General features: G+C 54.5%; 18 protein-coding genes and 1 tRNA gene. 7 read left to right on the top strand and 12 right to left on the bottom strand.

Features of this window, described 5'->3' with window-relative positions; genetic code table 11:
* Positions 1 to 247: 247 nt before the first annotated feature.
* From clpX to K1718_RS14310, 4 genes are all read right to left on the bottom strand, one after another.
* Positions 248 to 1513 (bottom strand): ATP-dependent Clp protease ATP-binding subunit ClpX, encoded by a 1266-nt coding sequence (clpX, locus tag K1718_RS14325; RefSeq protein ID WP_152501570.1) that lies wholly within the window; start codon positions 1511 to 1513, stop codon positions 248 to 250.
* Positions 1514 to 1745: 232 nt separating this feature from the next.
* A complete protein-coding gene (locus K1718_RS14320; protein ID WP_152501569.1) occupies positions 1746 to 2381 on the bottom strand; it encodes an ATP-dependent Clp protease proteolytic subunit in 636 nt (211 codons plus the stop codon).
* A 201-nt stretch (positions 2382 to 2582) separates the two neighbouring features.
* Entirely contained in the window at positions 2583 to 3932 is a 1350-nt protein-coding gene (tig, locus tag K1718_RS14315; RefSeq protein WP_265681996.1) for a trigger factor, read from the bottom strand.
* Positions 3933 to 4262: 330 nt separating this feature from the next.
* The gene (locus K1718_RS14310) at positions 4263 to 5615 is read right to left on the bottom strand and encodes a flavin monoamine oxidase family protein (protein WP_265681998.1); all 1353 of its coding nucleotides are present in this window, start codon (positions 5613 to 5615) and stop codon (positions 4263 to 4265) included.
* 205 nt (positions 5616 to 5820) lie between these two features.
* Between K1718_RS14310 and K1718_RS14305 the strand changes: the two genes are divergently transcribed.
* A complete protein-coding gene (locus tag K1718_RS14305; RefSeq protein ID WP_265682000.1) occupies positions 5821 to 6633 on the top strand; it encodes a L,D-transpeptidase family protein in 813 nt (270 codons plus the stop codon).
* Positions 6634 to 6723: 90 nt separating this feature from the next.
* Here K1718_RS14305 and K1718_RS14300 read toward each other — a convergent pair.
* Positions 6724 to 6808, bottom strand: a tRNA-Leu gene (locus tag K1718_RS14300).
* An 88-nt stretch (positions 6809 to 6896) separates the two neighbouring features.
* Entirely contained in the window at positions 6897 to 8432 is a 1536-nt protein-coding gene (locus K1718_RS14295; RefSeq protein ID WP_265682002.1) for an NAD(P)H-hydrate dehydratase, read from the bottom strand.
* Positions 8433 to 8803: 371 nt separating this feature from the next.
* Here K1718_RS14295 and K1718_RS14290 point away from each other — a divergent pair, with 371 nt between their 5' ends.
* Positions 8804 to 9142 carry a P-II family nitrogen regulator gene (locus tag K1718_RS14290; RefSeq protein WP_152501565.1) on the top strand — a complete coding sequence of 113 codons (339 nt, stop codon included), beginning with the start codon at positions 8804 to 8806 and terminating at the stop codon, positions 9140 to 9142.
* Positions 9143 to 9268: 126 nt separating this feature from the next.
* Positions 9269 to 10678 (top strand): type I glutamate--ammonia ligase, encoded by a 1410-nt coding sequence (glnA, locus tag K1718_RS14285; protein WP_152501564.1) that lies wholly within the window; start codon positions 9269 to 9271, stop codon positions 10676 to 10678.
* A gap of 67 nt (positions 10679 to 10745) precedes the next feature.
* Here glnA and K1718_RS14280 read toward each other — a convergent pair whose 3' ends face one another.
* Together K1718_RS14280 and K1718_RS14275 are read right to left on the bottom strand one after the other, a co-directional pair.
* Entirely contained in the window at positions 10746 to 11798 is a 1053-nt protein-coding gene (locus K1718_RS14280) for a DmpA family aminopeptidase (protein ID WP_265682005.1), read from the bottom strand.
* 114 nt (positions 11799 to 11912) lie between these two features.
* Positions 11913 to 12182, bottom strand: coding sequence for a tyrosyl-tRNA synthetase (locus K1718_RS14275; RefSeq protein ID WP_152501562.1), 270 nt, complete (start codon positions 12180 to 12182; stop codon positions 11913 to 11915).
* A 521-nt stretch (positions 12183 to 12703) separates the two neighbouring features.
* Here K1718_RS14275 and tyrS point away from each other — a divergent pair.
* A complete protein-coding gene (tyrS, locus tag K1718_RS14270; RefSeq protein WP_265682007.1) occupies positions 12704 to 13957 on the top strand; it encodes a tyrosine--tRNA ligase in 1254 nt (417 codons plus the stop codon).
* A gap of 57 nt (positions 13958 to 14014) precedes the next feature.
* Here tyrS and K1718_RS14265 read toward each other — a convergent pair whose 3' ends face one another.
* Positions 14015 to 17131 (bottom strand): YhdP family protein, encoded by a 3117-nt coding sequence (locus K1718_RS14265; protein WP_265682009.1) that lies wholly within the window; start codon positions 17129 to 17131, stop codon positions 14015 to 14017.
* Between the two features lie 378 nt (positions 17132 to 17509).
* On the opposite strand from K1718_RS14265, the gene bcp reads away from it, so the two are divergent.
* From bcp to K1718_RS14250, 3 genes are all read left to right on the top strand, one after another.
* The gene (bcp, locus tag K1718_RS14260; RefSeq protein WP_152501560.1) at positions 17510 to 17977 is read left to right on the top strand and encodes a thioredoxin-dependent thiol peroxidase; all 468 of its coding nucleotides are present in this window, start codon (positions 17510 to 17512) and stop codon (positions 17975 to 17977) included.
* Between the two features lie 7 nt (positions 17978 to 17984).
* Complete coding sequence (locus K1718_RS14255; protein ID WP_173006010.1) at positions 17985 to 18821, top strand: ferritin-like domain-containing protein; 837 nt, start codon at positions 17985 to 17987, stop codon at positions 18819 to 18821.
* 90 nt (positions 18822 to 18911) lie between these two features.
* Entirely contained in the window at positions 18912 to 20264 is a 1353-nt protein-coding gene (locus K1718_RS14250) for a M23 family metallopeptidase (protein ID WP_152501558.1), read from the top strand.
* Positions 20265 to 20311: 47 nt separating this feature from the next.
* Here K1718_RS14250 and prfB read toward each other — a convergent pair.
* The 3 genes from prfB to K1718_RS14235 all read right to left on the bottom strand — a co-directional run bounded on the left by prfB (position 20312) and on the right by K1718_RS14235 (position 25547).
* A protein-coding gene (gene prfB, locus K1718_RS14245) for a peptide chain release factor 2 (RefSeq protein ID WP_265682013.1) occupies positions 20312 to 21443 on the bottom strand; the annotation gives its coding sequence in 2 pieces (ribosomal slippage) (positions 20312 to 21373 and positions 21375 to 21443; 1131 coding nt in all).
* Between the two features lie 154 nt (positions 21444 to 21597).
* A complete protein-coding gene (locus tag K1718_RS14240; RefSeq protein WP_209007030.1) occupies positions 21598 to 24069 on the bottom strand; it encodes a penicillin-binding protein 1A in 2472 nt (823 codons plus the stop codon).
* A 188-nt stretch (positions 24070 to 24257) separates the two neighbouring features.
* Positions 24258 to 25547, bottom strand: a complete 1290-nt coding sequence (locus K1718_RS14235; RefSeq protein ID WP_265682015.1) for an N-acetylmuramoyl-L-alanine amidase — start codon at positions 25545 to 25547, stop codon at positions 24258 to 24260.
* Positions 25548 to 26168: the final 621 nt, after the last annotated feature.

The following is a 26168-nucleotide window of genomic DNA, read 5'->3' as shown; positions in this document are numbered from 1 at the left end:
GGCCTGACCTCGGCACCCCAGATGGGCGCACCGACAGTCCGCACGAGCCGTTCTTTAGGCCTATTAGGTGGACACCAGACCTGCTGGTGTCAAGGTAATCACGCGTCCTTGTGAAGCCTTGTCTGTTGACGACTCACACCTGCGGTGGAAAACGCGTCACATCAGTGGCTTCAGAGGGAAAATGCAAAATGCCGCTCTTATGGAGCGGCATTTATTCACGTTTATTTTCAACTGTCCGTCAAAGGTCTCAGGCGCTTGATGCCGAGCTTTCCTCACGGTCCTCGTAAATATAGAGGGGCCGCGCCTCTCCCTTCACGACTTCCGGCGAAATCACGACTTCCTTGACGCCTTTCAGGCCAGGCAGCTCGTACATCGTATCCAGCAGGATCGATTCAAGGATCGACCGAAGGCCACGCGCGCCAGTCTTGCGTTCGATTGCCTTACGCGCAATTGCCTTGAGCGCGTCTTCGTGGAAGGAAAGCTCTACCTGTTCCATTTCGAACAGACGCTGATACTGCTTGACCAGAGCATTCTTAGGCTCCGTCAGAATTGTCACCAGCGCATCTTCGTCCAGATCTTCCAGCGTCGCGATCACCGGCAAACGACCGACGAATTCCGGAATGAGACCGAATTTCAGCAGGTCTTCAGGTTCCAGCTCGGCAAAGAGCTCACCGATACGACGGTCTTCAGGTGCGTGAACCTGCGCCTGGAAACCTATCGACGACTGGGTGCCCCTGTCGGAAATAATCTTGTCGAGACCAGCGAACGCACCACCGCAGATGAACAGGATGTTGGTGGTGTCCACCTGCAGGAATTCCTGCTGCGGATGCTTTCGCCCGCCTTGCGGTGGAACGGAAGCGACCGTGCCTTCCATGATCTTCAAGAGCGCCTGCTGAACACCTTCACCCGACACGTCACGCGTGATCGAAGGGTTGTCGGCTTTCCGGCTGATCTTGTCGACTTCATCGATATAGACAATGCCGCGCTGCGCACGCTCAACATTGTAGTCAGCGGACTGCAGCAACTTCAGAATGATGTTTTCTACATCTTCACCGACATAACCGGCTTCTGTAAGTGTCGTCGCATCCGCCATGGTGAAGGGCACGTCCAGAATGCGGGCTAGTGTTTGCGCTAGCAGAGTTTTGCCGCACCCGGTCGGACCAACCAGAAGGATGTTCGATTTCGCCAGCTCCACATCGTTGCTTTTCGATGCGTGATTCAGGCGCTTGTAGTGATTGTGAACGGCGACCGATAGTACCTTCTTGGCACTACCCTGTCCGATGACATAGTCATCCAGAACGTCGCGGATCTCTTGAGGGGTCGGGATCCCGTCCCGAGACTTCACCAGCGAGGATTTGTTCTCCTCACGGATGATATCCATGCACAGCTCGACACATTCATCGCAAATGAAAACAGTCGGGCCGGCGATCAGCTTGCGAACCTCATGCTGGCTCTTGCCGCAAAAGGAGCAGTAAAGCGTATTCTTGGAATCGCTGCCGCTGGCCTTGGTCATGTAGTCAACCTCGCGTTTGTGGGGCGTTTCCCCTTTTCAGCCGGTTTGGCCCATCCGGACCCACCGGTACCGAAGAGACACCGAAGCGCCGCTTCTCTAGGTCCGATGTCACCATGCTTCGCCATTAAAAATCAATATAGGTTTAAGGCGAAGATGAAAACCCGGCATCAATTGGGGTTTTCCCGGTCTCAATCAAAGAAATTCAATCTTTGCTTAAGACCAGGTAAGCCCGTTATTCGGTCTCTTCGCCACCAAGACCTGTACGGTCAGTGATGACATTATCTACGATGCCGAATTCCTTAGCCTTTTCAGCAGTCATGAAGTTGTCACGCTCAAGCGCTTCTTCAACCTGATCGAGGCTTTGTCCGGTGTGCTTCACGTAGATTTCATTCAGCCGGCGCTTCATAGCCAGGATTTCCTGTGCATGAAGCATGATATCCGCCGCCTGCCCACGGAAACCGCCCGATGGCTGATGAACCATCACACGGGCATTGGGCAGAATTGAGCGCATGTCCTTGTGTCCGGCTGCCAACAGCAAAGACCCCATAGAGGCCGCCTGGCCAATGCAAAGGGTCGATACCGCCGGTCGGATAAACTGCATTGTGTCGTAAATCGCAAGACCAGATGTCACCAGACCGCCCGGTGAGTTGATGTAGATTGCGATTTCCTTGCTCGGATTCTCCGCTTCCAGATAAAGAAGCTGCGCGCTGACCAGGGTTGCCATGTGATCCTCGACCGGACCGGTCAGGAAGATGATGCGCTCCTTGAGCAGGCGCGAGAAGATATCGAAGGCCCGCTCGCCCCGGTTTGTCTGCTCGACAACCATCGGCACGAGTGTGTTCATGTAGATATCGACAGGATCCTTCATACCTCATCCATATGCTTGAGATGATGCCGGGATGATTCCCTGGCTTGAAACAGGCCTTGAAGCGCATCGATTCAGGGCCTGACTCGAAAAAAGCGACATCCCGTATATATGAGATGTCGCCCTCAACGCAAAGTCATGACAGATGCGGCATGAAAGCAAAGTTAAAACCACTGCCGCATCTGGGGATATGGGGGAAAAAGCTTACGCGTCTTCCTCGTCGTCGGCGACCAGCTTTTCGAGCTCTTCCTTGGTCACCGTCTTGTCGCTTACCTTGGCAAGCTCCAGCATGTAGTCGACGACTTTTTCTTCGTAGATCGGCGCACGAAGGCTTGCCAGGGCCTGCTGGTTGTTCTTGTAGAACTCGAACACCTGTTGTTCTTGACCCGGGAACTGGCGCACACGGTCATAAAGCGCACGCTGCAGCTCTTCGTCAGTAACCTGAATGCCGTTCTTCTCACCAATCTCGGACAGGACCAGGCCAAGGCGCACGCGACGCTCGGCGATCTTGCGGTATTCCGCCTTCGCCTCTTCTTCTGTGGTGTCCTCGTCTTCGAAGGTCTTTTCGTTGCGCTTCATGTCTTCCTCGACCTGGCGCCAGACAACATCGAATTCACTGTCGAGCAGTTTTTCCGGAAGCTCGAAAGAATAATGCTCGTCCAGCTTGTCGAGAAGCTGACGCTTTACGCGCTGACGGGTCATCTGGCCGAACTGACCTTCAATCTGACCACGAACAATCTCTTTCAGATTTTCAAGTGATTCGAGACCAAGTCCCTTGGCAAACTCATCGTCGATGGTTGCTTCACCAGGCGCTGCAACTTCCTTGACAACGACATCGAAAGCAGCTGCCTTGCCGGCAAGGTGAGCCGCCGGGTAGTCCTCCGGGAAGGACACTTCAACGACTTTTTCGTCGCCTGCCTTGGCACCGACCAGCTGATCTTCAAAGCCAGGAATGAATTGACCGGAGCCCAGCACCAGCTGACCGTTCTCGTCAGCACCGCCTTCAAACGGCTCACCGTCGATCTTGCCGAGGTAAGACATAGTCACCCGGTCGCCATTTTCCGCAGCACCTTCCTTGGTATCGAACGGTGTGTTGTTCTTGGCGATTTCAGCAACTTGTTCGTCGACTTCACCTTGTTCGATCTCAACGACCGGGCGCTCGATTTCAATGCCGGCGAAATCGACAATGTCGAAATCAGGCAGAACGTCGTAGGTCATCTTGAAGGAAAGATCGGCGTCTCCAGCCATGATCTTTTCAGCATCTTCTTCCGGAAGATCAATTTCCGGTGTCAATGCCGGGCGCTCGGAGCGCTCCTCAACGGCCTTCTGCGTGGTTTCCTGAATGGTGTTGGACAGAATTTCTGCCATGGCCTGACGGCCATACATTTTCTTCAGGTGTCCAAGCGGCACTTTGCCCGGACGAAAGCCCTTGATGTTGGCCTTGGATTTCAGGTCGGCCATGTAGTCTTCGAGCTTGGCGGCAAGATCACCAGCCGGAATGTCGATTTTCAGCTCACGCTTGAGGCCCTCAGAGAGGGTTTCGGTTACCTGCATGGGTTTAGTCGTCCTCAATCCCGAGCGGCAATCCGCCCCGGAGGTTTTGTTTTAAAATTCCGTGTGCCGCGCTGCCGGTACTCCCCTTTTTCCGGAAGCGTTCAAACAGCAGCGCATCGCCTTGAACGGAGTCCGAGACGCACGATGGGAGCGCGATACTGCTTGGGGTCCGAAGTGTCAAGGGGAGACGGGGAAATCGCAGCGATATGACATGCGGAAAGCTGTTCTAAAACCAAGAACGGTCCCGATCGCGATTCCACCAGAAAACAATTGGCTTCTTGAAACATCTTTCGACCTTGGGCCGAGATTCCTCAGTCGATGAAATTTTCCTCAGTCCGCCAAATCCTCGTCAATTGATTTTGCGGCGTGCAAACCGCTCATGTAAGCGCCATGCGTAGTCCCGTGATACGCAAAATTCGTATGCTCACCTGCGAATAAAAGCGTATCGGCGACAGGCTCTTGAAGGCCCTCAAAATCCTTCGGTGAACTGCCCAGTTTCGAGTAGGAATAGGCGCCGCCTGTCCAAGGGTCTTCTGACCACCTGGTTGCAATATGCGCAACAGGTTCCGGCGCACCGGGTCCGAACATGGCACGGATGGCTGCCATGCAGTCGACCACCATTTCAGCGTCGGAAAGCTTTTCAACTTCCAGAGCATAAGCGCCAACACTGACGCCTAAAAGTATGTTTTCGTTACTGAAAGTCCGGTAGTTCAGGAAGTAGTTCCATCGCCCTCTTGGTTCGCTCATATAGCCGAAATATTGGATGTCCAACGGCCAAAATGGAGCATCGAACTTAAGCGCGAGCTTTGTTACGTTTCCAAAGCCGAGATTGGCGATATGCGAGCGGAGCTTTTTTGGCAGAGGTGGATCAAAACCAATTCGTTGCTGCTTGAGCATACCAAGTGGAACGGTACAAATGACAAAATCCGCTTCGAATTTTCCACCTGCGCTCAGCACAGTTGCTCCCTCGCCTTTCTCATATTCGACAGCTGCAACCGGGGTATTGAAGCGTATGTCCAATCCGCCCGACAGAGCGCTGGGAATTTTGTCATAGCCTTCCGGGAGGATGACGTCATCGCCTTCGAGGACGTCATCTTCGTCAAAATAGTAGGCTGACAATGTCTCCAGGGCACCTCCGGTCGAGAACTCCGTATAGGCACTCGCCATCCAGTTCAAAACTGGATCTGCCAGGCGGTTATCAGGCAAGGAACGAAGAGCAGCTTCAAGCGATTGCCCAGTGCCGACTTGTGCGTCGACCTGCTCATAAAGCTCCGTAAGGTCTTCATAGGCATCATATATTCGCTGACGGGATTGCCGTTCTCCCGTTCGGGAATAGACCTCGAAACTGTCATCCCGGGTCACAAAGATCGGTGCATCAATCCTGGCCGCGAGACCAGATATCGGGTTCTTTTGCGGGCCATGTATCCAACCAGCGCCAACTTCAAAGGGGGCTCCCAAGCGCCAATCCGTTCTGATCCGGCCACCGACGGTATCTGTAGCCTCCAGAACGACGACGGAATATCCAAGTTCCGTGAGCCTGCCAGCCGCCGCAAGGCCGGCAATTCCCGCCCCGATCACAATCACATCGAAACTCGTCTGAACAGCCGACGCATAGCGCGGCAGCAGGGTGGACGTTGCCATCACGGAGCTGGCTGAAAGCTTCAACACGTGCCGTCTGTTCATCCGCAGCTTCATAAAGGCCTTGCCACTCTGATCGTTGCGCCCTGGATGCTTGCAAGTGCCTGCAACGCCAATCCGGCCGCAATTTATCGGAATTTTCAAGCAGGTTCAGCCGCTTGACTGGACATCTCACCTTAACTTTCACAAGTTTGGCAATTCAACCTTCCCTCGCCACAGCCTTCAGCATTCGGCGTTTTGGAGATATTGCGTGAAGCAAAATACGCAAAGACACATTTTCCTGCTGCTCTCCGGGCTCATTTTGACCTTTGTGTTCTCACTGTTGGCGACCTCCGTTTTTGCGCAACACAAATTGCCAACTTCTGAACGCTTGGAGAACGTTGCAGAAAGAGTGCTGCCGAGGCTTGAAAAAGAGTTTGCCGAAAAGGGTTTGAGACTAGGTTCACCCGTATTTATCCGGGTTTTCAAGGCATCCAGCGAGCTTGAACTCTGGGCGGCGACCATAAATGGATTCAAGCGCTTCAAGACCTATCCAATTTGCAACTTTTCAGGTGAGCTGGGACCGAAGCTGAAGGAAGGTGACAGGCAAAGCCCTGAAGGTTTCTACAAGGTCACACGCGGGCTCATGAACCCGAACAGTCACTATCACCTTTCCTTCAATTTGGGTTTTCCCAACGCCTATGACCGCGCTCTTGGCCGGACCGGAAGCTTCCTGATGATCCACGGGAGCTGTGTCTCAATTGGCTGCTATGCGATGACGGATGCAGGCATTGAAGAGATCTATTTGGCTGCGAATGAAGCCTTCAAAAACGGACAGGAAGCCTTTGATGTACATGTGTTTCCTTTTCGAATGACCGATGAAAATCATTCCCAGCAAACCTCCTCTGAGTGGTCTGATTTCTGGCAAAACTTGAAAGAGGGACACGACGCCTTTGAAAAGACAGGCATGCCACCGTCAATCGAAGTTGCCAATCAGCGTTATGTCATTGTGGAAACACCAAATTTTGGCGAGGTAGCCAATCACCTGTTCCGCCAAAAGCCACAGCAGAACGAGGTCGATTGAGCAGGTCGCAATATTCGGGTGTGTTTGATGGTGCTCTCTCGAACAACGCTTTATCAAGTCAGGCTGAAGGACCGGAAACGCGTAGAATATTGGTGCGGATGGAGGGACTTGAACCCCCACGCCTTGCGGCACCAGAACCTAAATCTGGCGTGTCTGCCAATTTCACCACATCCGCACTGCAGAGCCTTTGTCGCTCTGCCGATGAAGCGGGGCTTCTATAGCACCACTGACTTTTCCGTCAAAGGAAAAACGAGGCTGCGGCCCTACCCCTCACCGAATTTGTCCACAAGCGCTCGCAGCACCTCTTTGAGAGCCGGGGCAAGGTCTTCAGCTATCAGTCCGGGCCCAACGATATTTCCTGCTTCTCCATGGAGCCACACCGCCTGGCAGGCGGCCTCAAAGCCGGAAACACCTTGAGCAAGCAATCCGGTCGTGATGCCGGCAAGAACGTCGCCGGATCCAGCCGTCGCAAGCCAGGGCGGTGCATTGTGGTTGATCGCGGCACGGCCATCAGGTGAAGCGATGACGGTGTCGGCCCCCTTCAATATGAGTGTGGCGCCGGAAAGCCTGGCTGCCAATCGTGCACGCGCGAGTTTGTCACCCTCGACCTGCGGGAAAATCCTTGCGAACTCGCCCTCATGTGGTGTCAGAACAACCGGTGCATCACATAGTTTGACCAGGGAAAAAAGATGTTCGGGAGTTTCAGAAAAACTGGTCAAGGCGTCTGCATCTAGTACGGTCGCTCGACTGGCTCGAAGAATGGCCTCTACAGAAGAGCGAGTCCCAGCACCAATACCGAACCCGGGACCGATTAGAACAGAAGAATATCGCTCATCTGACAGCAAATCCTGGACAGCCTTTTCGCCAGCCAGTTTTTTCAGCATGACAGCGGTCAAGTGGCAGGCGTTGACCATCATTGCATCCGGGGGTGATGCGAGCGTTACAAGCCCGGCCCCGGCGCGCAGTGCTGCAGCAGCGCCCAGTCTGGCGGCCCCTGTTGAAGAAACAGAGCCGCTGAAGACAACTGCGTGGCCCTTGGTGTATTTATGCCCCTGCTGGCTCGCCATCGGCCAGGCATGTCGCCAAAGTGCAGGCGCATTTTCGAAGGTTTGTGGCCTGATATCGCCAAACACGTCCGGCCGGATCCCGATCTGTGCCACGACAACTGCGCCACAGAGTTCCCGACCAGGAAAAAGCAAATGACCGGGCTTTTCGCAAAAGAACGTAACCGTTCTTTGTGCCCTGACCGCCGATCCCAGTTTCTGGCCACTGGCGCCATTGACACCAGAGGGAAGATCGATGGCCAATACCGGTTTGCCGCTATCATTCACAGCGTCGACAATTTGCTTGATCTCACCCTCGAGAGGCCGGTCTAGACCGGCACCGAATAGACCGTCGATGATCAGGTCCACGCTGTCCAGGAGCATGGGCAGGCGTTTTTGTCCTTCTTGGCCTTCAGCGATGCGTTCGGCAGGCAGCCCCATCCTCTCAAAGGCCAGGCGTGCATCGCCCTTAAGCCGATCAGCCGAGCTGATCAGAAGAACGTCGATGCCATATCCCATGGCGGCAAGGCATCGTGCCGCAATGAAACCATCACCTCCATTGTTTCCAGGGCCACAAAGAATAAGAATTTGCGCACCTGCTGATACCAATTCCACGGCTGCACGCACCACCGCCCGCCCGGCCTGCTCCATCAATTCGATACCGGCAATGCCACCCTCGATAGTCAGTCTGTCAGCCCGGCCCATTTCTGTGGGAGACAGCAAGAAGGGGTGTGGTGAGCGCCAGTCTGTTGTCATTGGTTCGAACCTCAATATCCTGCAGGGGCACCTTTGCAAGGGATGGTCAGTTTTGTCGAGATCCAACCTTTTGATGATGGAAGCAGCACAATTTCCGCCTATTAATTAGGCGAGTTGCCTAGTAAGTAGTCATCTACGTGTTGGGCTGCGTGTGTTATTCGAAACTGCACTGCTTGAATTGCTGCTTTTTTTGGCGGAATTCTAGGCCCTTCAAAAATTTGCAGGTGACCAACTTCGGTTGGCACACATCATGCTTTGTTGCGGTCAACGGTCCCTCCGGGCCCGTAGGGTCGACTTGTCTCTACGAGAACCGGACAACTAACGACCAGCCGAGCACTCACGGCCTGACAAGTGGAGAGAGACACAAGGTGATGAAAAAGATCGAAGCGATCATCAAGCCCTTCAAACTGGACGAGGTTAAGGAAGCTCTGCAGGAAGTCGGCCTTCAGGGCATCACCGTGACCGAGGCCAAGGGTTTTGGTCGCCAGAAGGGCCACACCGAACTTTATCGCGGCGCTGAGTATGTCGTGGATTTTCTCCCCAAGGTGAAAGTCGAGATCGTACTCGGCGATGACATGGTCGAGAAAGCCGTTGATGCGATCCGGTCAGCCGCGCAAACAGGTCGCATTGGTGACGGCAAGATTTTCGTGTCTAACATCGAAGAAGCTGTTCGCATCAGGACCGGTGAGTCCGGCACCGACGCGATCTAACCCACCTAATTCCGGCAATTGCCGGCTATCCGAATTCCGGTCCAGCGTCTGAAAGAGCTCTATCTGAACCTCAGCAGGGCCGGAACATTACCCAACCGTTCACATGATAATTAAGGGATGGACACTATGACCACTGCCGCTGAAGTCCTTAAGGAGATTCAGGAAAAGGACGTGAAATTCGTCGATCTGCGCTTTACCGACCCCCGCGGTAAAATGCAGCACGTCACGATGGATGTTGCTCTTGTTGATGAAGACATGTTTGCCGAAGGCGTTGCCTTCGACGGATCATCCATTGCCGGCTGGAAAGCCATCAACGAGTCCGACATGATGCTGATCCTGGATCCGGAATCAGCTCACATCGATCCGTTCTTCGCACAGTCCACCATGGCTATCTTCTGTGACATCGTCGACCCGATCACCGGTGAAGGCTATAACCGCGACCCGCGCATGACTGCCAAAAAGGCAGAAGCATACGTCAAGTCCGGCGGTTTCGGTGACACGATCTACGTTGGTCCGGAAGCCGAATTCTTCATGTTCGACGACGTTCGTTTCAACGCTGATCCTTACAACACTGGCTTTATTCTGGACAGCACGGAACTGCCGTCCAACATGGGTTCCGAATACGAGACAGGAAACCTTGGCCACCGTCCGCGCACCAAGGGCGGCTACTTCCCGGTTCCGCCGGTTGACAGCGCACAGGACATCCGTTCCGAAATGCTGTCCGTAATGGGCGAAATGGGTGTGCCGACTGAGAAGCATCACCACGAAGTGGCTGCAGCTCAGCACGAACTCGGCATGAAATTCGACGCTCTGACAAGCTGCGCCGACAACATGCAGGTCTACAAATACGTCGTCCATCAGGTTGCCCATGCCTACGGCAAGTCCGCCACCTTCATGCCTAAGCCGGTCTTCGGCGACAACGGCACCGGCATGCACTGTCACCTGTCAATCTGGAAAGATGGCGAGCCGACATTTGCTGGCAACCAGTATGCGGATCTTTCCGAAACCTGCCTCTACTTCATCGGCGGCATCCTGAAGCATGCCAAGGCACTCAACGCCTTCACCAACCCGTCCACCAACTCCTACAAGCGTCTGGTTCCGGGTTATGAGGCTCCTGTTCTCCTTGCATATTCCTCGCGCAACCGGTCTGCATCTTGCCGTATTCCGTTCACGGCGTCTCCGAAGGCCAAGCGCGTCGAAGTCCGGTTCCCGGATCCGACTGCCAACCCGTACCTGTGCTTCTCCGCACTGCTGATGGCAGGCCTCGACGGTATCAAGAACAAGATCCATCCTGGCGATGCCATGGATAAGAACCTCTACGATCTTCCGCCGGAAGAGCTTGCAGAAATCCCGACAGTTTGCGGCTCGCTGCGTGAAGCGCTTGAAGCTGTCGACGCTGACCGTGAGTTCCTGAAAGCCGGCGGTGTGTTCGACGACGACCAGATCGACGCCTACATCGAACTGAAAATGGAAGAAGTCGAGCGTTACGAAATGACGCCGCATCCGGTCGAGTTCGACCTGTACTACTCCGTCTAATCGGATCGTAGCTTGCAACATCGAAAACCCCGGCGGCAACGCCGGGGTTTTCTGTTGGGTTCGTTCCCTAAAGCTGGTTCGACGTGTCTTGAAGCCAATCGATCAGCGACGGCCTCTGATGCCGTTCTCTGCCTGTTGTCGAAGGTGAAGCGATCATCGCATTCAAGACGGCTTCTTGTGTTGTTTCCGCGGCGGCTCTGAAGAGGATATCGATCCGGTCTTCGTTCAAGCACCGTCGGTCGACAAAATCATTTTCTTCCTGATGAAGAACATTTTGTGCTGTGGAAAACGCTAGCGCTATATCACCACTGCCATTTCCATAAAATGCACCAAGACGGGCAAGGCCCGCCCCTGCCCGCTTCGCAATGCGTTTCAACTGTCGGCTCTCAAGTGGAACGTCGCTCGCAAGGACCACAATAACCGAGCCACGCTCTTCAGAGGTTTGTGTATCCTTGGGGTCCGGACGGCGACCATCCGGCAAGACCAGGTCGCCCGCGCGCCCGAAATTGGCAAGCACCAATGCCCCCAGCACAAAACGGCCACTATCTAGTTCGAACGTTCTGGAAGCCGATCCAATGCCGCCTTTGAAACCGAATGCACTCATGCCGGTACCTGCGCCAACACTGCCTTGCTCGACTTCAGACGAAGCCGCTTCGAGAGCCGCAATTGCATCAACTTCGGCAAGAGGCATGGCTTGAATATCGTTCAGATACCCGTCATTGCATTCCAGAACCAAAGGATTGACCGTACTTGTCGTGCGACCCACCTCCGGATTTTTCAGGATTGCCTGCCGGATCAACGCGTTGACGCCAGCGCCGATGGCGAATGTATTTGTTAGGAGAATTGGCGTCTCAAGTGTCCCAAGCTCATCAACCTGAATCAGTCCGGCACTCTTTCCAAAACCATTTATGATTTCGACACCCGCAGTGAGCTTCTCCTGGAAGATGTTCCCCGGATGCGGGACCAAAGCAGTGAAGCCTGTATTCACATCGCCGTTACGGATTGTCTTGTGCCCAACGGAAACGCCGCTGACGTCAGCAATTGAATTTGTGGGACCCGGCTTCAGCGAGCCACAAAGCAGGCCAAAACGGCGTGAGGGTGAAAGTTGATGAGATGACATGGAACACCGGCCAAGATTCGCGGGTCCCGTATTTGAAGGTGAAATGACACACTTCACAATACGAAAAAGCCTCCCGGAGGAGGCAATTCGCTAGCGATTGGATCTTGAAAGATCTTAGTAGCAAACTTGACGATGACCAACGACAACGTAACGGCCATAGTAAGCATCCCAGCGTGTAATTGGACGGTAGCTGCAGCGAACCGGCGGCTGATAGCGCGGACGTGCCTGGGAGGCGATAATAGCGCCGGCAGCAAGGCCGAAGATCGCTCCGGCAGCGACGGCTCCGGCACGGTTTTTTGCATGAGCTTCGCTCGGTGTCATGGAAACGGCAGCAGTTGCGACGGTGGCAACAGTAACGGCGGCGATTGCGAACTTACGAAACATGTCAGGTCCTCTCTCTTGATCCTGGCGCAATTCGCTGCGCCGATGAGAAGAACATAGACTTGCCGCAATTGTTCGGCTGTGACTGCCATCACGTTGGGTTACTTTCATATGATTAGCCGCGGCTTTGTTACATTTTATGATGTAAATCACAAAAGAGAGGTGATTCAATATGTGGGCTATTCTTGCAGTATCCATTCAAATGCTAACCGGTCCGAATGTTTGGCCAGTAAGTGATGAAGGTACTTTCGAAACCGAGGCTGAGTGCCAGGCTGTGCTGAATGAATTGGTGCCTCGAACACTGAGCGAAGAATTGCGTATCGCCTGGGAAGAAGGTCAATTGAAGTATGTATGTCTGAAAGTTCGCCCGGTAGGACGCACTCCAAACTGAACTTTTTCGGTCAAGCTGCAACAACACCCCCTTTTCCTATGTGCTGCAATTTACAACTCCGGCAGCACGCGCTAGAGCACGTCCAACAGGGCCCTTGATGGCGCAGAAGACGACTACGGACGGACAGACAGGCATGAGCGAGTTCAAATCGGACTTTCTAAACGTTCTTTCAGAACGCGGTTTTATTCACCAGATATCCGACCCAGACGGGCTCGACACACTCTGCGCCAAGGAGACCGTAACCGCTTATATCGGTTTTGATTGCACGGCACCGAGCCTTCACGCCGGATCGCTGGTGCCAATCATGATGCTCCACTGGTTTCAGAAAACCGGGCACCGTCCAATCGCCTTGATGGGCGGCGGCACAACCCGTGTCGGCGATCCATCCGGCAAGGACGAAACCCGCCGAATGCTGACGGAAGAAGACATTGAAGAAAACAAGGCTGGTATCAGGAAGGTATTCGAAAAGCTTCTGACCTTTGGAAACGGTCCGACTGATGCGCTCATGCTGGACAATGCCGATTGGCTCTTGAAACTGAACTATGTCGACTTCCTGAGGGACATCGGCAGGCATTTCTCGGTCAATCAGATGATCCAACGTGACTCGGTCCGTCTTCGACTTGAGCGTGAACAACATCTGTCCTTCCTGGAATTCAACTACATGCTCTTGCAGGGCTATGACTATCTGGAGCTTTTCCGCAGGACCGGGTGTCGGCTGCAGATGGGCGGCTCGGATCAATGGGGCAACATCCTTTCCGGAACCGACCTTGTGCGACGCCTCGGCGAGGCGGATGCCTATGCCCTGACATCCCCGTTGTTGACCACTGCCTCAGGTGCCAAAATGGGCAAGACCGCAGCTGGAGCTGTCTGGCTGAATGAGGAGCAGCTTTCCGCCTATGACTATTGGCAGTATTGGCGCAATACGGAAGATGCGGATGTCGAGCGTTTTTTGAAACTCTTCACAGTCCTGCCAATGGACGAGGTCGCAAGGCTGGCTGCACTCCAGGGTGCCGATGTCAACGAAGCCAAGAAGATCCTCGCTACAGAGGCAACAGCTCTGATCCATGGCCGTGACAAGGCAGAGCTTGCCGCAGAAACTGCACGCAAGGCCTTCGAAGAAGGTCAGTCTGCGGAGGGTTTGCCTACTGTAGAGATTTCCAAAGCTGATCTTGAAGCGGGTCTGGGGGTGTTGTCCGCATTTGTTACCGCCGGACTGTGCGCTTCTAACGGCGACGTCCGTCGCAATATCAAGGGCGGTGCGGTCAAGATCAACGACAAGGGTGAGCAAAATGACCGCCGGCAACTGTCTCTCGACGATGTCACCGACGAGGGAATTGTCAAACTGTCACTTGGTAAGAAAAAGCACGTGCTCTTGAAGCCGGTCTGAACAATAGCAAAGACCCATACAAAGGCCGGCTCATGTTGATCGGCCTTTTTTTGATGCTCAATTGGCCTGGAATTCAAACATCTTGCGAAAGATACCGGGCGCGATCGCTGAGATCGGATTGACTGACAGGACCGGATCGGAAACAGATCCGGACAGTTTGTAGGTGACGCCAATCAGCCCTTCACCGGAATTGCCACCGAGTGCAAACCCAAGCAGCGGTATTTTGGCAAAGAAATTGTTCAACGCATAAATCGGTACGAATGTCCCGGTCAGGTTGAGTGTCTGCTGATCAAGATCAACGGTGCCGCTGACCGTGCCGCCGAGCGCGGTCCCCTGCAGGGCTCCTCGGGTAATTGTCATCAAGTCGCCGTCGCGCGTGAAACTGATATCGAGTGTATCGAAACTCGCCGTTCCATCAACCTCCCGCCGATTGGTAACCGAACCGTCCGGGTTTAACCCATTTCGATCACGCTCCCGAATGCGTTTGATCGCCGGGTCTTCGGTAATTTTCAGGCTTCGAACATTGAAGTCACCGACCCAACTGTCTTCATCGGCCATGGCAACATTCACGGTGCCATTGCCGCCCTGCATACGCTCGTAAAGATCCAGGAAGCGAAGTGTTGCTCCGGTATCGGCAAAGTTTCCGTTGGCAGTCTGCGATCCGTTCTGCGGTGTCACAGAGAATTCAAAACCGGAGTTTCCGTTCATCAGTCCGCCCAGATCAGCCGACACCAATCCTTTGCTTCCGGTCTCGATCTGCCCGGCAAAGCCTGAGATACTTTGACCGTTGAAGCCTGTGACGCGATCAATCGTAGCGGAGATTCTCGCGCCATCTTCGAAGTCACCCGCTCCCTTACTTCCACCGGGACTACGAATGCTGCGAATGAGTCCACGACCGTCGAACGCAGCACCCGCAAAAATGATGTCGTACCGACCACCAGAAGCGCGCTGTATGTCAACTTCCACATCATCTCCCGGTCGTAACTGAAAAGTATCAAACGACGCAGTAACGAGGTCTCCATCTGCCGACAGGTTCATATTTCCGGTGACGTTGACACCTTCAGACGTAAGCTTGAAGTTTTCGATTTTGCGAGAAGTGTCCGTCTCCACGAGCCTGAACGAGGCCGTTGCCGGAACGCCATTGGCCTTATGCCATCCAAGTGCCAGCAAGCGCACGTCCGTAGGTTTCAGGTCGATCACAAAGTCCTGTGCGTCCTCTGCCCGGGTGACATTCAGCGTCATGGGTCCGTCCAGAAACGCTGTCAGATCAATTCCTTTGTCTTTCAATTGGGCAGCAGTGGTGGAGACGATCACGTCTTGTTTGCCGGCAACTCCGTTTTCGCCAAGGGGAACGACGAGGTCGATATCGGCCTGCAGACCGTCCAGCTTGCCCCTCCCCGTTATCGCGACCTGCTGCTTGTTCGCATCAATTGAGACATCTGCATCTGCAACGGTGTGCCCCAATATCGGGTTTTTATCGGTGAAATTCTCCAACTCGCCCGTAGCTCGCCAATCGAGATCGACAATATCGACGGGTTTTCCAAGCGGAAAAGTTGCCGTGACGTCGAGTTCGCCCTGACCGCTGACACCATCGTTTTTCAATCCGGCACGTTCAAGCACTCTAAAGGGAGCGCTATCGACAACCTCGCCCAGATCCTTGGCCTCGCCTTGCAGCTTCGTCGTAATCTGGGCAAGCTTTCCGTGTCGGAGGGGCAAGTTGAAAATATTGAAGACACCCTCTGGCAAAACAATTTCGCCGCCATCGGGGGTCGTCGCAAAGCCATCGGTTGCTGAAACAGTGAGCGTTTCGTCCTGAACGGTCAGCGTCCCCGCAAGCCCCTTTATCTCTGGAACTTCTCCAATGGGCGTGACGGACCCACCGGAAAAAGTCATGTCAAGACGCATGTCGTCGCCGGACCAACCCGGGTCCGGATCACGATGATTGAATGCTGGTGGACGGATGGCGCCGGTATAGGAGACCTTTTCAATTTTCCCGCCGGTTATTCTGTCGATGATCCAGCGCCGCGCAGGTGGAACGAGTGTTATTGGCCAAAGCTGTTTGGCCACGGCGATTGGAATCTGCTCGCCCTCAGCGGCAAGTGCCAGATAAGGCCCCTTAGAGGTTATCTCGAGAACGGCCACGCCATGAACAACCGCTTTTCCGGAACGTGCGGTAAAGCGATCTATCGACAAAAGCCGGCCATGCGGGTCAAAGCGCGCTCTCACCTGAACCCCATCAAGCATATGGGGCGCTTCGCGAATGTCGGCCGAACCGAATTGAGGATGCTCGGCATCCAGCTTGATGCCCCATTCGCGCCCGCCACCGAGACCGGGCTCCAACGCACCGGTGAAAAAGATTCGACTATTGCCTCGAATGATATGAGATTTTGTTATTTCAATAGGTTGGCCGGACTTTTTAAACAGAAGTGATAAAGCTGCATCATCAAATGCAACCAAGGTCCTTCCCATTTGAAACCAGCCATTTCGGACCCGCGCGACCGCGTTTGCTGAAAGAAACTCTCCTTCCGCATCCAATCGACTTTCAATTTTGGCCGAAGCCGGTAACCCGAAGCCCTTGCCGTATTGCGGTGTGGCATTGGGTCCAAGGAGTTCTGCGAGAGTGATACCGTTGACCACAACGCCGATGCTCTTCTCTGCTCCCCCCTCGGGGGCGCTGCGTGCAAGTTCCATCCGCCAGGTGGAAACACCACCCGATACCTTTGCAAAAGCGCGGATCGCACGGTTACTTCCCCTGAACACATTGGCGTCAATGCCTGTGAATTTTCGCTTGGTCGCCCCGGACAGTTCAACCGATGCATCCGTGACACTGACAAACTTCAGCGCTCTGCGCGCGAACTGATCATCGACAACGTCGCTAACCCGATCAACCGCCTCCATAAGAGGACCGATTTCCGGTATCTTTGCCGGACCGCCTTTCAGCTCGATTTCGACGTGCGGTTGATCGAGAATCAGGGAAGAGAAATGGACTTTGCCCGAGAACAGCGCATCCCTGTTAAGCGGCGCGGTCAGTTTGGGAAGGCGTAGTGTGACAGCCGAGGGGCCACTGATACTGGCCTCTGCACCTTCAAGGATAATGTTGATGCCGTCACGCGCGGTGAAATCAAGGCTCGCACCGTCGACGGAAAGCGTGACCGGACCACGTGTCCCTTGCATTGCCAACAGGCTTCCCAGCATAGGCACGCGAACTGGCCCAGACGCAAACACGGCGATAGTCGCCGCAACCAAGCAGACGAGAAGGAAAGCGACGAAGTAACGTAGTCGCTTCCGTTTGGGCCTGGCTTTACCCGGCTCTTTCAGCTCTGTCGCTCCGCCTTTGGTTGGCAACTCCACAAATCCATTCTAAAGCCTGTGCGTATCAGTCAGGCGATCCAGTGTTTCCTGGAACAAGATCTGGCTTGCTCCCGCGCAGCATTGAACGAGTCGCCGAGCGACCTATGATACTGCGAACTCTTTGACAAAAGCGACAGCCGCGATCCCGCGAACTGGCGGATTCGGGCATTAACGCACAAACTTTGACGGAAGGAAGGCAATATGGGTGATTTGACCATTGGCGATGCAGCACCTGACTTTGATCTGGAGAGCGATGGTGGCGGTCGGGTCTCACTAAGTTCCCTGAAAGGGAAACCCGTGGTGGTCTATTTTTATCCCAAGGACAACACACCAGGCTGCACAAAGGAGGCAATTGCCTTCTCTGAAAACATGGAAGCCTTCAAGAACCTCGGAATAACCATCATCGGAATTTCACCCGATTCCGCCAAGAAACACGACAACTTCATTGCCAAACACAACCTCGCGGTCAGACTTGGGGCCGATACCGATACACAAACAGCAGAAAGTTTTGGTGTCTGGGTGGAGAAATCCATGTATGGCAAGAAATACATGGGTGTAGAGCGAGCCACGTTTTTGATAGACGCAGAGGGAAAAATCGCTCAAATCTGGCGGAAAGTGAAAGTGCCCGGGCATGCCGAGGCCGTTCTTGAAGCAGCAGGCACACTCTAAGGTAAGCATGCCGACTACGGAAAAACCAGACATCCCTGAAAGCCTCGTAGCCGGTGCGCGTGCGATTGTCGCAGCTCAAGAGACAAGCGAAAAGGTTCGGCTCGCTTACGGCGTGTCCAAAGCCTGGTTTCAAAGAAGCCTGGCTTTGGGGTCGCTTTCAAAGGACGGTGACATGCCGGAACGGCCAGGCCGTCCGCCGAACCCAACACTCCTGGCGCCGCGCGACATGCCCAAGCGAAGCCTTACCGGCAAGGCCGGCAGACTGGCGCTCATCCATTCGCTTGCACATATCGAGTTGAATGCCGTTGATTTGACCTGGGACCTTATCGGGCGCTTTGCTTATGTACGACTACCCAGATCCTATTATGACGACTGGGTCCGTGTCGGACTGGAGGAAGCAAAGCATTTTGCAATGCTCCAAGACAGGCTGTCACGATTGGATGCCACCTACGGCGACCTGCCTGCGCACGATGGTCTCTGGCAGGCAGCGCAAGACACCGGACACGACCTGGCTGCCAGATTGGCGATCATTCCCCTTGTTCTGGAGGCCCGGGGTCTCGATATCACACCTCCAATGATCGAAAAGGCCCGTCAGATTGGTGACGAAGACACTGCGAAGTGCCTGGATATCATCTACCGGGACGAAAAGAATCACGTTGCATTTGGAGCGAAATGGTTCCGATTCTTATGCGATCGACAGGGAATCAGAGCTGAACCGGCATTCCATGCTTATGTTCGGCGACACTTCCGCGGAGCTCTGAAACCACCTTTTAACGATCGTGCGCGCTCGGAAGCTGGCCTAACCCCTGGGTTTTACAAGCCATTGGCGCCTCTTGTCGGGTAATTTCACCCCCTTTGAAGACGATTTATTAACCTTACCAAATTCTAATCACACTCAGTTCTTTTGCAGAATGCAGGCAGTGACTGAGTGACCATGCAACAGCGCCGAGAAAAGACGCGGACATACCCAAACCAAAGGGCAGCAGCCCATCATGCGCCCTTGGGGAAAAACGCCAAGACAACCACATATACGGTGCGTCCCGCTCACCTTGTCTGCGGCGCTATCGCCTGTGTAACAGCCACGCTCGCAGTGGTTGGGACAGTCGGTTACTATCTTCTGCGCAACGACATGATGGCGGAAGCAAGCGCTGAGCGCACTGAACTTGTCCTTGAGTACCAGGATCACATCGATCGCCTGCGTGCCGAAATTGAAAACCTGAACAGCCGGCAGATGGTTGATCGGGAATCGGTTGAAATTCAGGTCATGGACGTGCTGCGCAGGCAGCAGGATCTCAATCAGCGTCATGCTATTGTTGCTGATCTTGTTGCGCGGGCTGAAAATGCAGGCATCTATCTCAGCAGTGACAAACCGCTGCCGCCTCAAAAGCCCAGTCTGGACGGCCGTGGCCTTGCAGCAGCTGATACGCATGACAAATCTGCGATCGGTGGCGAAAGTGAACTGATCGATGAGCCGGTAAAGGCACTTGGTCTTCGCGACGGTACGAGCAGGAGTGTCGACCCACTCACAATCCTGCAACAACCGGTCGATGGCGCCAACGCCGAGCTGCTCGACGAAAAAAAAAACTCTGAGAAGCAAACTGCTCTCGATGCGGTGAAGGCTGACATCTCGGCGATGGATGTCGAAAGCACTGCAGCGATTGATGCGATCACGGTCGCGACTGAAGGTCGGATCAACGATATTCTCGACATCACCCGGAAGATAGCACCTTCCGTAAACACAGCGTTGCGCAAAAAGACATCCGTCGGCGGCCCATTCCTGCCCATAACCGATGAGAACTTCCCACAAAGAATAGAACGTGCCAGCAATGCCTTAGACGCGTTGCGGCGAATAAAATTCACTGCACTACGGCTCCCCGTCAAACGTCCGATTAAAAACGGGTCGGTTTCCAGCAGCTATGGACCTCGTGTCGATCCTTTCCTTGGCCGACTTGCAATGCACACCGGTACAGACTTCAAGGCACCCTATGGTTCCCGCGTCTATTCGACCGCGCCGGGAACGATCCTGAGCGCCAAATGGCAAGGTGGATACGGCAAAATGGTGGAGATCCGACACGCTAACGGGTTCGTGACCCGTTATGCGCATCTCAGCCGCATTCGCGTCTCTGAGGGCGATCATGTGCTGGCGGGCGACCTGATTGGAAATATCGGTTCTACAGGTCGATCAACAGGCCCTCATCTGCACTATGAGATTCGCCGCAATGAAAAGCCCAACAATCCGGCCTCGTTCCTGGCTGCAGGCGAAAAATTGACGGCACTGTCGCTCTAAGCAAAACGGGGCCACTGGGGCCCCGACTGTTTCAATAGTTTTCGGGACTATTCGACGTCCTCGACCTCAACCGGTTCTCCTCCGAAGACCCGCTGCGCCAACGCCGCTTCCATAAAGCGGTCAAGGTCTCCATCCAGGACATCACCCGGTGAAGTGCTTTCAACACCGGTGCGAAGATCCTTCACAAGCTGATAGGGTTGAAGCACGTAGGATCTGATCTGGTGACCCCAACCAATGTCGGTCTTGGACGCAGCTTCAGCGCTGGCAGCTTCCTCGCGTTTTTTCAGCTCTGCCTCATAGAGACGTGCCTTAAGCATGCCCCAAGCCGTTGCCCGGTTCTTGTGCTGAGAACGCTCTGACTGGCATTGAACGACAATTCCGGTCGGCTGGTGCGTTATGCGCACGGCTGAATCCGTTGTGTTGACATGCTGTCCGCCCGCGCCGGAAGCCCGGTAAGTGTCGATACGGCAATCGCTTTCGTTAACGTCAATTTCGATGGAATCATCGATCACCGGATAGACCCAGGCGCTCGAAAAGCTTGTGTGCCGACGCGCGTTGCTGTCATAGGGCGAGATTCGAACCAGCCGGTGAACACCAGATTCCGTCTTCATCCAACCGTAGGCATTCTCTCCCTTGATGAGGAGTGTCGCGGATTTGATGCCGGCCTCTTCACCATCGTGGTATTCAAGTATTTCTACCTTGAAACCGTGTTTTTCAGCCCAACGTCTGTACATCCTGAGCAACATGGACGCCCAGTCCTGGCTTTCCGTGCCACCTGCCCCGGAATTGATCTCCAGATAGGTATCGTTGGCATCGGCTTCACCGGACAGCAATGATTGCAGCTGCAGCTCGTTGACCTTGTCTTTCAGGCCACGAAGTGCCTCTTCGGCATCTTCAACAACAGACTTGTCGTCTTCCATCTCGCCGAGTTCGATGAACTCGACATTGTCGGCCAAGTCCTGCTCTAGTCCCTTGACACCGTTGATGCCGTCGTCGAGTTGCTGCCGTTCCCGCATGAGCTTCTGAGCCCGGCTCGGTTCGTTCCACAGCTCTGGATCTTCGGAAAGAGCGTTCAGTTCCTCCAGGCGGACAAGTGCATTGTCCCAGTCAAAGATGCCTCCTCAGCAGGCTTATGGCCTGCTTGATTTCATCGACGATCGCTTCCATTTCGGCGCGCATCGGGTACCTCGCGTCAATTTATGTGAAGCGGCCCGGTCTCGACGAGGAGACACGGGCCGGGAATTGGAGCGGGACATTACCTGTGAGACCAGCTGCTGTAAACCGGGCTGACTGGTCTCCATTGTCCCATCGCGACCAAAGGAGCTTTGGTCGGTTAGTAGAGGCCGCCTGTGCCGCCTGCAACCGCGTCGAGCGCCTCTTGTGAAACATTGGCCGGGACCCCCATGGAGTCCTGGAAATCGATCACGGAGAAGCTGTCGTTTGGCGCCATGCCCGGTTTGAAGGCTTCCAGAATCGCTCCAGGTGTGCCTGCAGCTGCGCTCAATCCGGTCCTGCGATTGATAGCAATCAACTGCAGTCCCTTGGGCACTCTGAATTCCACTGGCGGTTTGTCGGCAAGCGCCTTTTTGACGAAGTCGGTGAAGATCGGCGCAGAAACCTGACCACCGGTCGCGCCACGGCCCATCGGTTTCGGATTGTCAAAGCCTACAAAGACGCCGACTGCAAGATCAGGCGTGAAGCCCATGAACCAGGCATCTTTTTCGTCGTTTGTTGTGCCCGTTTTTCCGGCAACAGGGCGACCGACAGCACGTACGGAGGTTGCTGTACCCCGCTGAACGACGCCTTCCATCATGGACGTTATCTGGAAGGCCGTCATCGGGTCCAGAACCTGCTCACGATTGTCTATAAGAGACGGCTCTCCCTGCCCTTCCCAGTTGTCCTGGGTACAGCCATCACAGATCCGGCTGTCATGTTTATAGATGGTACGACCGTATCGGTCCTGAATCCGGTCGATCAGGGTTGGACGAACTTTCCGGCCACCATTTGCAATCGTTGCGTAGGCAGTGGTCAGACGCAGCACGGTGGTTTCACCTGCGCCAAGTGACATCGACAGAACGGGAAGCATGTTGTCATAGATGCCGAAACGCTTGGCGTATTCAGCAACGAGGGGCATACCCATATCTTGCGCCAAACGCACGGTCATGACGTTTCTGGACAGTTCAATACCCGTACGCAATGTAGATGGGCCGTAGAATTTTCCGCCATAGTTTTGAGGCCGCCATGTGCCGAGCCCCGGTCCCTGACTGATTTCCAGAGGCGCGTCCATGATCACGGACGACGGCGTGTAGCCATTGTCGAGCGCAGCAGCGTAAAGGAACGGCTTGAACGAGGATCCAGGCTGGCGGTAGGCCTGTGTCGCCCTGTTAAATTCACTTTGTGCGAAACTGAACCCGCCAACCATCGCGAGAACACGGCCCGTATACGGGTCCATGGCCACAAGCGCGCCGGAGACCTTGGGGATCTGACGAAGTTCAAAGGTTCCCGGCGCAACCGGGCTTTCCTGCACGTAGACGACATCTCCAGGTGTCAGCACATCCGAAACAGCGGACGGCGCACGACCGGAGACCCGTGCCCATTTCATTGTATCAAGGAAAAGCTGTCCGATTTGGCGTTCTTCATCAAGACTGCCGCTTACCAACCGTTTCGGCTGAACGCCGACACGCGCTTCGTCGCCGCCGGCCTCCAATACGACAGCCAGCTGCCATTCCGGGATGTCGCTCAAGGGTTCCACTTTGGCCAGGTCGACGCCCCAATCAGCGCCAAGGTCAATCTTGTCGACCGGGCCACCCCAACTGCCGCGTTTGCGGTCAAAGTCGATCAGGCCATCCATGAGGGATTTGCGCGCCATTTTCTGAAGTTCGGGATCCAGAGTGGATCTGACCGAAAGCCCGCCTTCATAAAGACGCTTGTCCCCGAAAATTTCAGCGACTTCACGCCGGACTTCTTCGGTGAAATACTCGGCGGCAAACAGGAAAGACCCGCGTTCGCGAGGCTTGACGACGATCGATTTCTTCTTCGCCTCTTCGCCTTCCGCTGTCGAAATATAGCCATCAGCCATCATACGATCGAGCACATAATTACGACGGGCGATGGCCGCTTCGGTTTTGCGATACGGATGATAGTTGCTGGGCCCCTTCGGAAGCGCGGCCATATAGGCGATCTCTTCCAAATTGAGCTCGTGCACGGATTTGTCGAAATAGATCAATGAAGCGGCAGCTACGCCATAGGCTCCGAACCCGAAATAGATTTCGTTGAGATAGAGCTCGAGAATCTCGTCCTTGGTAAAGGCCTGTTCGATGCGCAGCGAAAGGATTGCTTCCTTGACTTTGCGCTCGTAGGCAGCTGAGCGGCGGCGGCGTTCTTCGCTGACCAGGTCTGACAACAGAAAGTTCTTCGCGACCTGCTGCGTGATGGTGGAGGCCCCTTCCGGGCGCCGCCCAGAACCGTAGTTTTGAACGAAGCGCACACCGGCACGGGCTATGCCCTCAGGGTCAACACCGATGTGAGAATAGAAATTCTTGTCTTCCGCGGCGATAAAAGCCTGTTTCACACGGTCTGGAATGGCCTGGATCGGCAAGAACATGCGGCGCTGCGTGGCGTATTCAGCCATGAGACTACCGTCCGCTGCGTGAACGCGAGTCATCACCGGCGGCTCGTAGTTCTGCAACGCCGTATAGTCGGGCAGATCTTCCGAGAGTGTCTCCAGGTACATCCAGACACCTGCCGCTATCAACAGCGCAAATACTGCGCCGATCCCGAAAAGATAGCCAAAAAACTTCACCAAAAATTTCATACTGCGGGCTCGTCTTTCCCCGTCATTAACGCGTCAGGCTTTTTAACACGGAAACATTAATACAGCACCCTTTGGCGCCGATTGTCACAAACACTTGTCAGCCTTCCTCGTGCACCAATATGGCGATGCTGAGGCAATCGCCTGACAAGACCTTCAATTTTCGAGACAATTCAGGCCTTTTACTGAGATGGCGTCACGTGTTGCCGGGCCAATCTCGGCCGGAAAAAACCGTGAATTGCCTCGCTCATTGCGCCGGCCATGCGCTCACGCCACTCTTCGGAAATCAGGAGCTTTTCGTCATGTTCGTTCGAGAGATAGCCCAGCTCCACCAGAACTGACGGCACATCATGCGCTTTCAACACCCGAAAACCCGCAGATCTGTGCGGGTTGTTGATCAATCGAACAGCGCTTTTGAGCTCGCTCACAAGCGTTCTGGCGAAATAGACCGAAAAAGACCTGGTCTCGCGCCGAGCCAGATCCAGCAGGATATCGGTCACCTCGGTCGGCTCCTCCTGCAATTCCACCCCCGCGATCACGTCGGACATGTTTTCAATTTCTGCCAGATCCTCTGCAAGTTGGTCAGATGCCTTGTCAGAAAGTGTGTAAACCGTCGCTCCCCGCGCGTATTTCCGGCCTCTCCTGACCGAATCAGCGTGAATGGAAATGAACAGGTCCGCTTCGAGGTCGTGTCCGATCTGAACCCTCTTTGCCAGCGGAATAAACGTATCTTCCTCGCGCGTCATGTGCACAGTGTAAAGACCGCTCTCATCCAGTTTTGCCTTAAGAAGTTTGGCGAAATCCAAAACGATGGCCTTCTCCAGCGTACCGGCAACGCCCGTGGCACCGGTGTCGATGCCACCGTGGCCCGGGTCCAGAACAATGAGAGGTTTGTCGCTGTCCTTTGCGGCCGCCAATCGGTCGGTCTTGGTATCTGTTTTCTTGTCGGCCGTGGACCGGTTTGGGCGAGAAGCTTCTACGAATGTCGAGAAATCTTCGGCTGACGCGCTAACCAGATCCACGACAAGTCGTGCCGGTTGGTCGTCAATTGCGGGTAAGAAGAAGGTCTTGTCCACACTCACCGGGCCGGTCAGGTCCAACACAATCCGGGATTTGCCGACAGCGAACAAGCCGAATCGCCAATCGGATACGAGACCTCGACCACTCTCTCCGGCATCCTCGGGTACCTTGAAGACAACCTCAGGGAGATCGATGATCAGTCGATAAGGATTGCGCAAACCGGAAATTGTCGGCGTCACCTGCTGGTCCATGTCCAGAACGATTCGCGTTCTAGCGTCATCGCCTGCCACTCTGGCGCCCAAAACAGTTGGTTTTTCGGCTTCCGCGTGTGCTGGCATCAATAGCGCACTGAAACCAAACAGCAAAAGACAGAAAACAAAGCCAGCGAGCGTCAGCAGCTGACACATGGCGTTCGGCATGATGCCAACCAGTGGTTTTGTCCAGTGTTTCACTTCAATTATTCCGGCCATTTTGCTTGCAATTTGCCTGCACACGGGCCCCAGCCAGCCCTGTCATACGCGATCCGAAGCTCAAGGAAAATGCCTTATGCATTTCACATTGCTTGCAAAGCGAAGCAGCGGATCGTAAAAGTACCTTACGGATTTCGGTTCAAGACCGATACCTTCCCTGGTGACGAACAAGGGTATCTATCCACAACGTCATCACCCGCCAGGACATGGAAATGGCAGAACAGAGGCCGTTCTACCAGTCAAAAGTTCCACTTGGCAGTTTGCGGATAAGGTATTGGCACATCTTTGAAACCGCCCCGCCTCGCAATGTGATGCCCATAACCAATGGCAGATTTTCCGGCGAGGCCGCGGCGGCTCTTCTAGACGAACACAGTCCGGAACCGGTGCAGACAGAGCGTTCACGCCAAGCTGTAAACCGGAAAAGGTACAACGACTTAACTAAAGGGCTTGCGTTGCCCCGAAGGACCCGCGCGATGCACATGGAGAACAACATACAGCAAGGCCCCGCATTTGCGGCCGCTTGTGTTGATGACCCGACCGCGCCGGGCGCAAACGCCCTTTCTCATCTTATCAAAACAAATACGGCAGCCATCCTCCTTTCGG

The organism is Roseibium porphyridii (assembly GCF_026191725.2).
GTDB classification, from domain to species: Bacteria; Pseudomonadota; Alphaproteobacteria; order Rhizobiales; family Stappiaceae; genus Roseibium; species Roseibium porphyridii.
This window is presented reverse-complemented; position numbering and strand designations above follow the sequence as displayed.

What these genes read in the sequence shown, in the direction of transcription:
- clpX (WP_152501570.1), bottom strand. Translation starts at nt 1,513, where the DNA reads ATGACCAAGGCCAGCGGCAGCGATTCCAAGAATACGCTTTACTGCTCC.
- K1718_RS14320 (WP_152501569.1), bottom strand. Translation starts at nt 2,381, where the DNA reads ATGAAGGATCCTGTCGATATCTACATGAACACACTCGTGCCGATGGTT.
- tig (WP_265681996.1), bottom strand. Translation starts at nt 3,932, where the DNA reads ATGCAGGTAACCGAAACCCTCTCTGAGGGCCTCAAGCGTGAGCTGAAA.
- K1718_RS14310 (WP_265681998.1), bottom strand. Translation starts at nt 5,615, where the DNA reads ATGAACAGACGGCACGTGTTGAAGCTTTCAGCCAGCTCCGTGATGGCA.
- K1718_RS14295 (WP_265682002.1), bottom strand. Translation starts at nt 8,432, where the DNA reads ATGACAACAGACTGGCGCTCACCACACCCCTTCTTGCTGTCTCCCACA.
- K1718_RS14290 (WP_152501565.1), top strand. Translation starts at nt 8,804, where the DNA reads ATGAAAAAGATCGAAGCGATCATCAAGCCCTTCAAACTGGACGAGGTT.
- glnA (WP_152501564.1), top strand. Translation starts at nt 9,269, where the DNA reads ATGACCACTGCCGCTGAAGTCCTTAAGGAGATTCAGGAAAAGGACGTG.
- K1718_RS14280 (WP_265682005.1), bottom strand. Translation starts at nt 11,798, where the DNA reads ATGTCATCTCATCAACTTTCACCCTCACGCCGTTTTGGCCTGCTTTGT.
- K1718_RS14275 (WP_152501562.1), bottom strand. Translation starts at nt 12,182, where the DNA reads ATGTTTCGTAAGTTCGCAATCGCCGCCGTTACTGTTGCCACCGTCGCA.
- tyrS (WP_265682007.1), top strand. Translation starts at nt 12,704, where the DNA reads ATGAGCGAGTTCAAATCGGACTTTCTAAACGTTCTTTCAGAACGCGGT.
- K1718_RS14265 (WP_265682009.1), bottom strand. Translation starts at nt 17,131, where the DNA reads ATGCAAGGGACACGTGGTCCGGTCACGCTTTCCGTCGACGGTGCGAGC.
- bcp (WP_152501560.1), top strand. Translation starts at nt 17,510, where the DNA reads ATGGGTGATTTGACCATTGGCGATGCAGCACCTGACTTTGATCTGGAG.
- K1718_RS14255 (WP_173006010.1), top strand. Translation starts at nt 17,985, where the DNA reads ATGCCGACTACGGAAAAACCAGACATCCCTGAAAGCCTCGTAGCCGGT.
- K1718_RS14250 (WP_152501558.1), top strand. Translation starts at nt 18,912, where the DNA reads ATGCAACAGCGCCGAGAAAAGACGCGGACATACCCAAACCAAAGGGCA.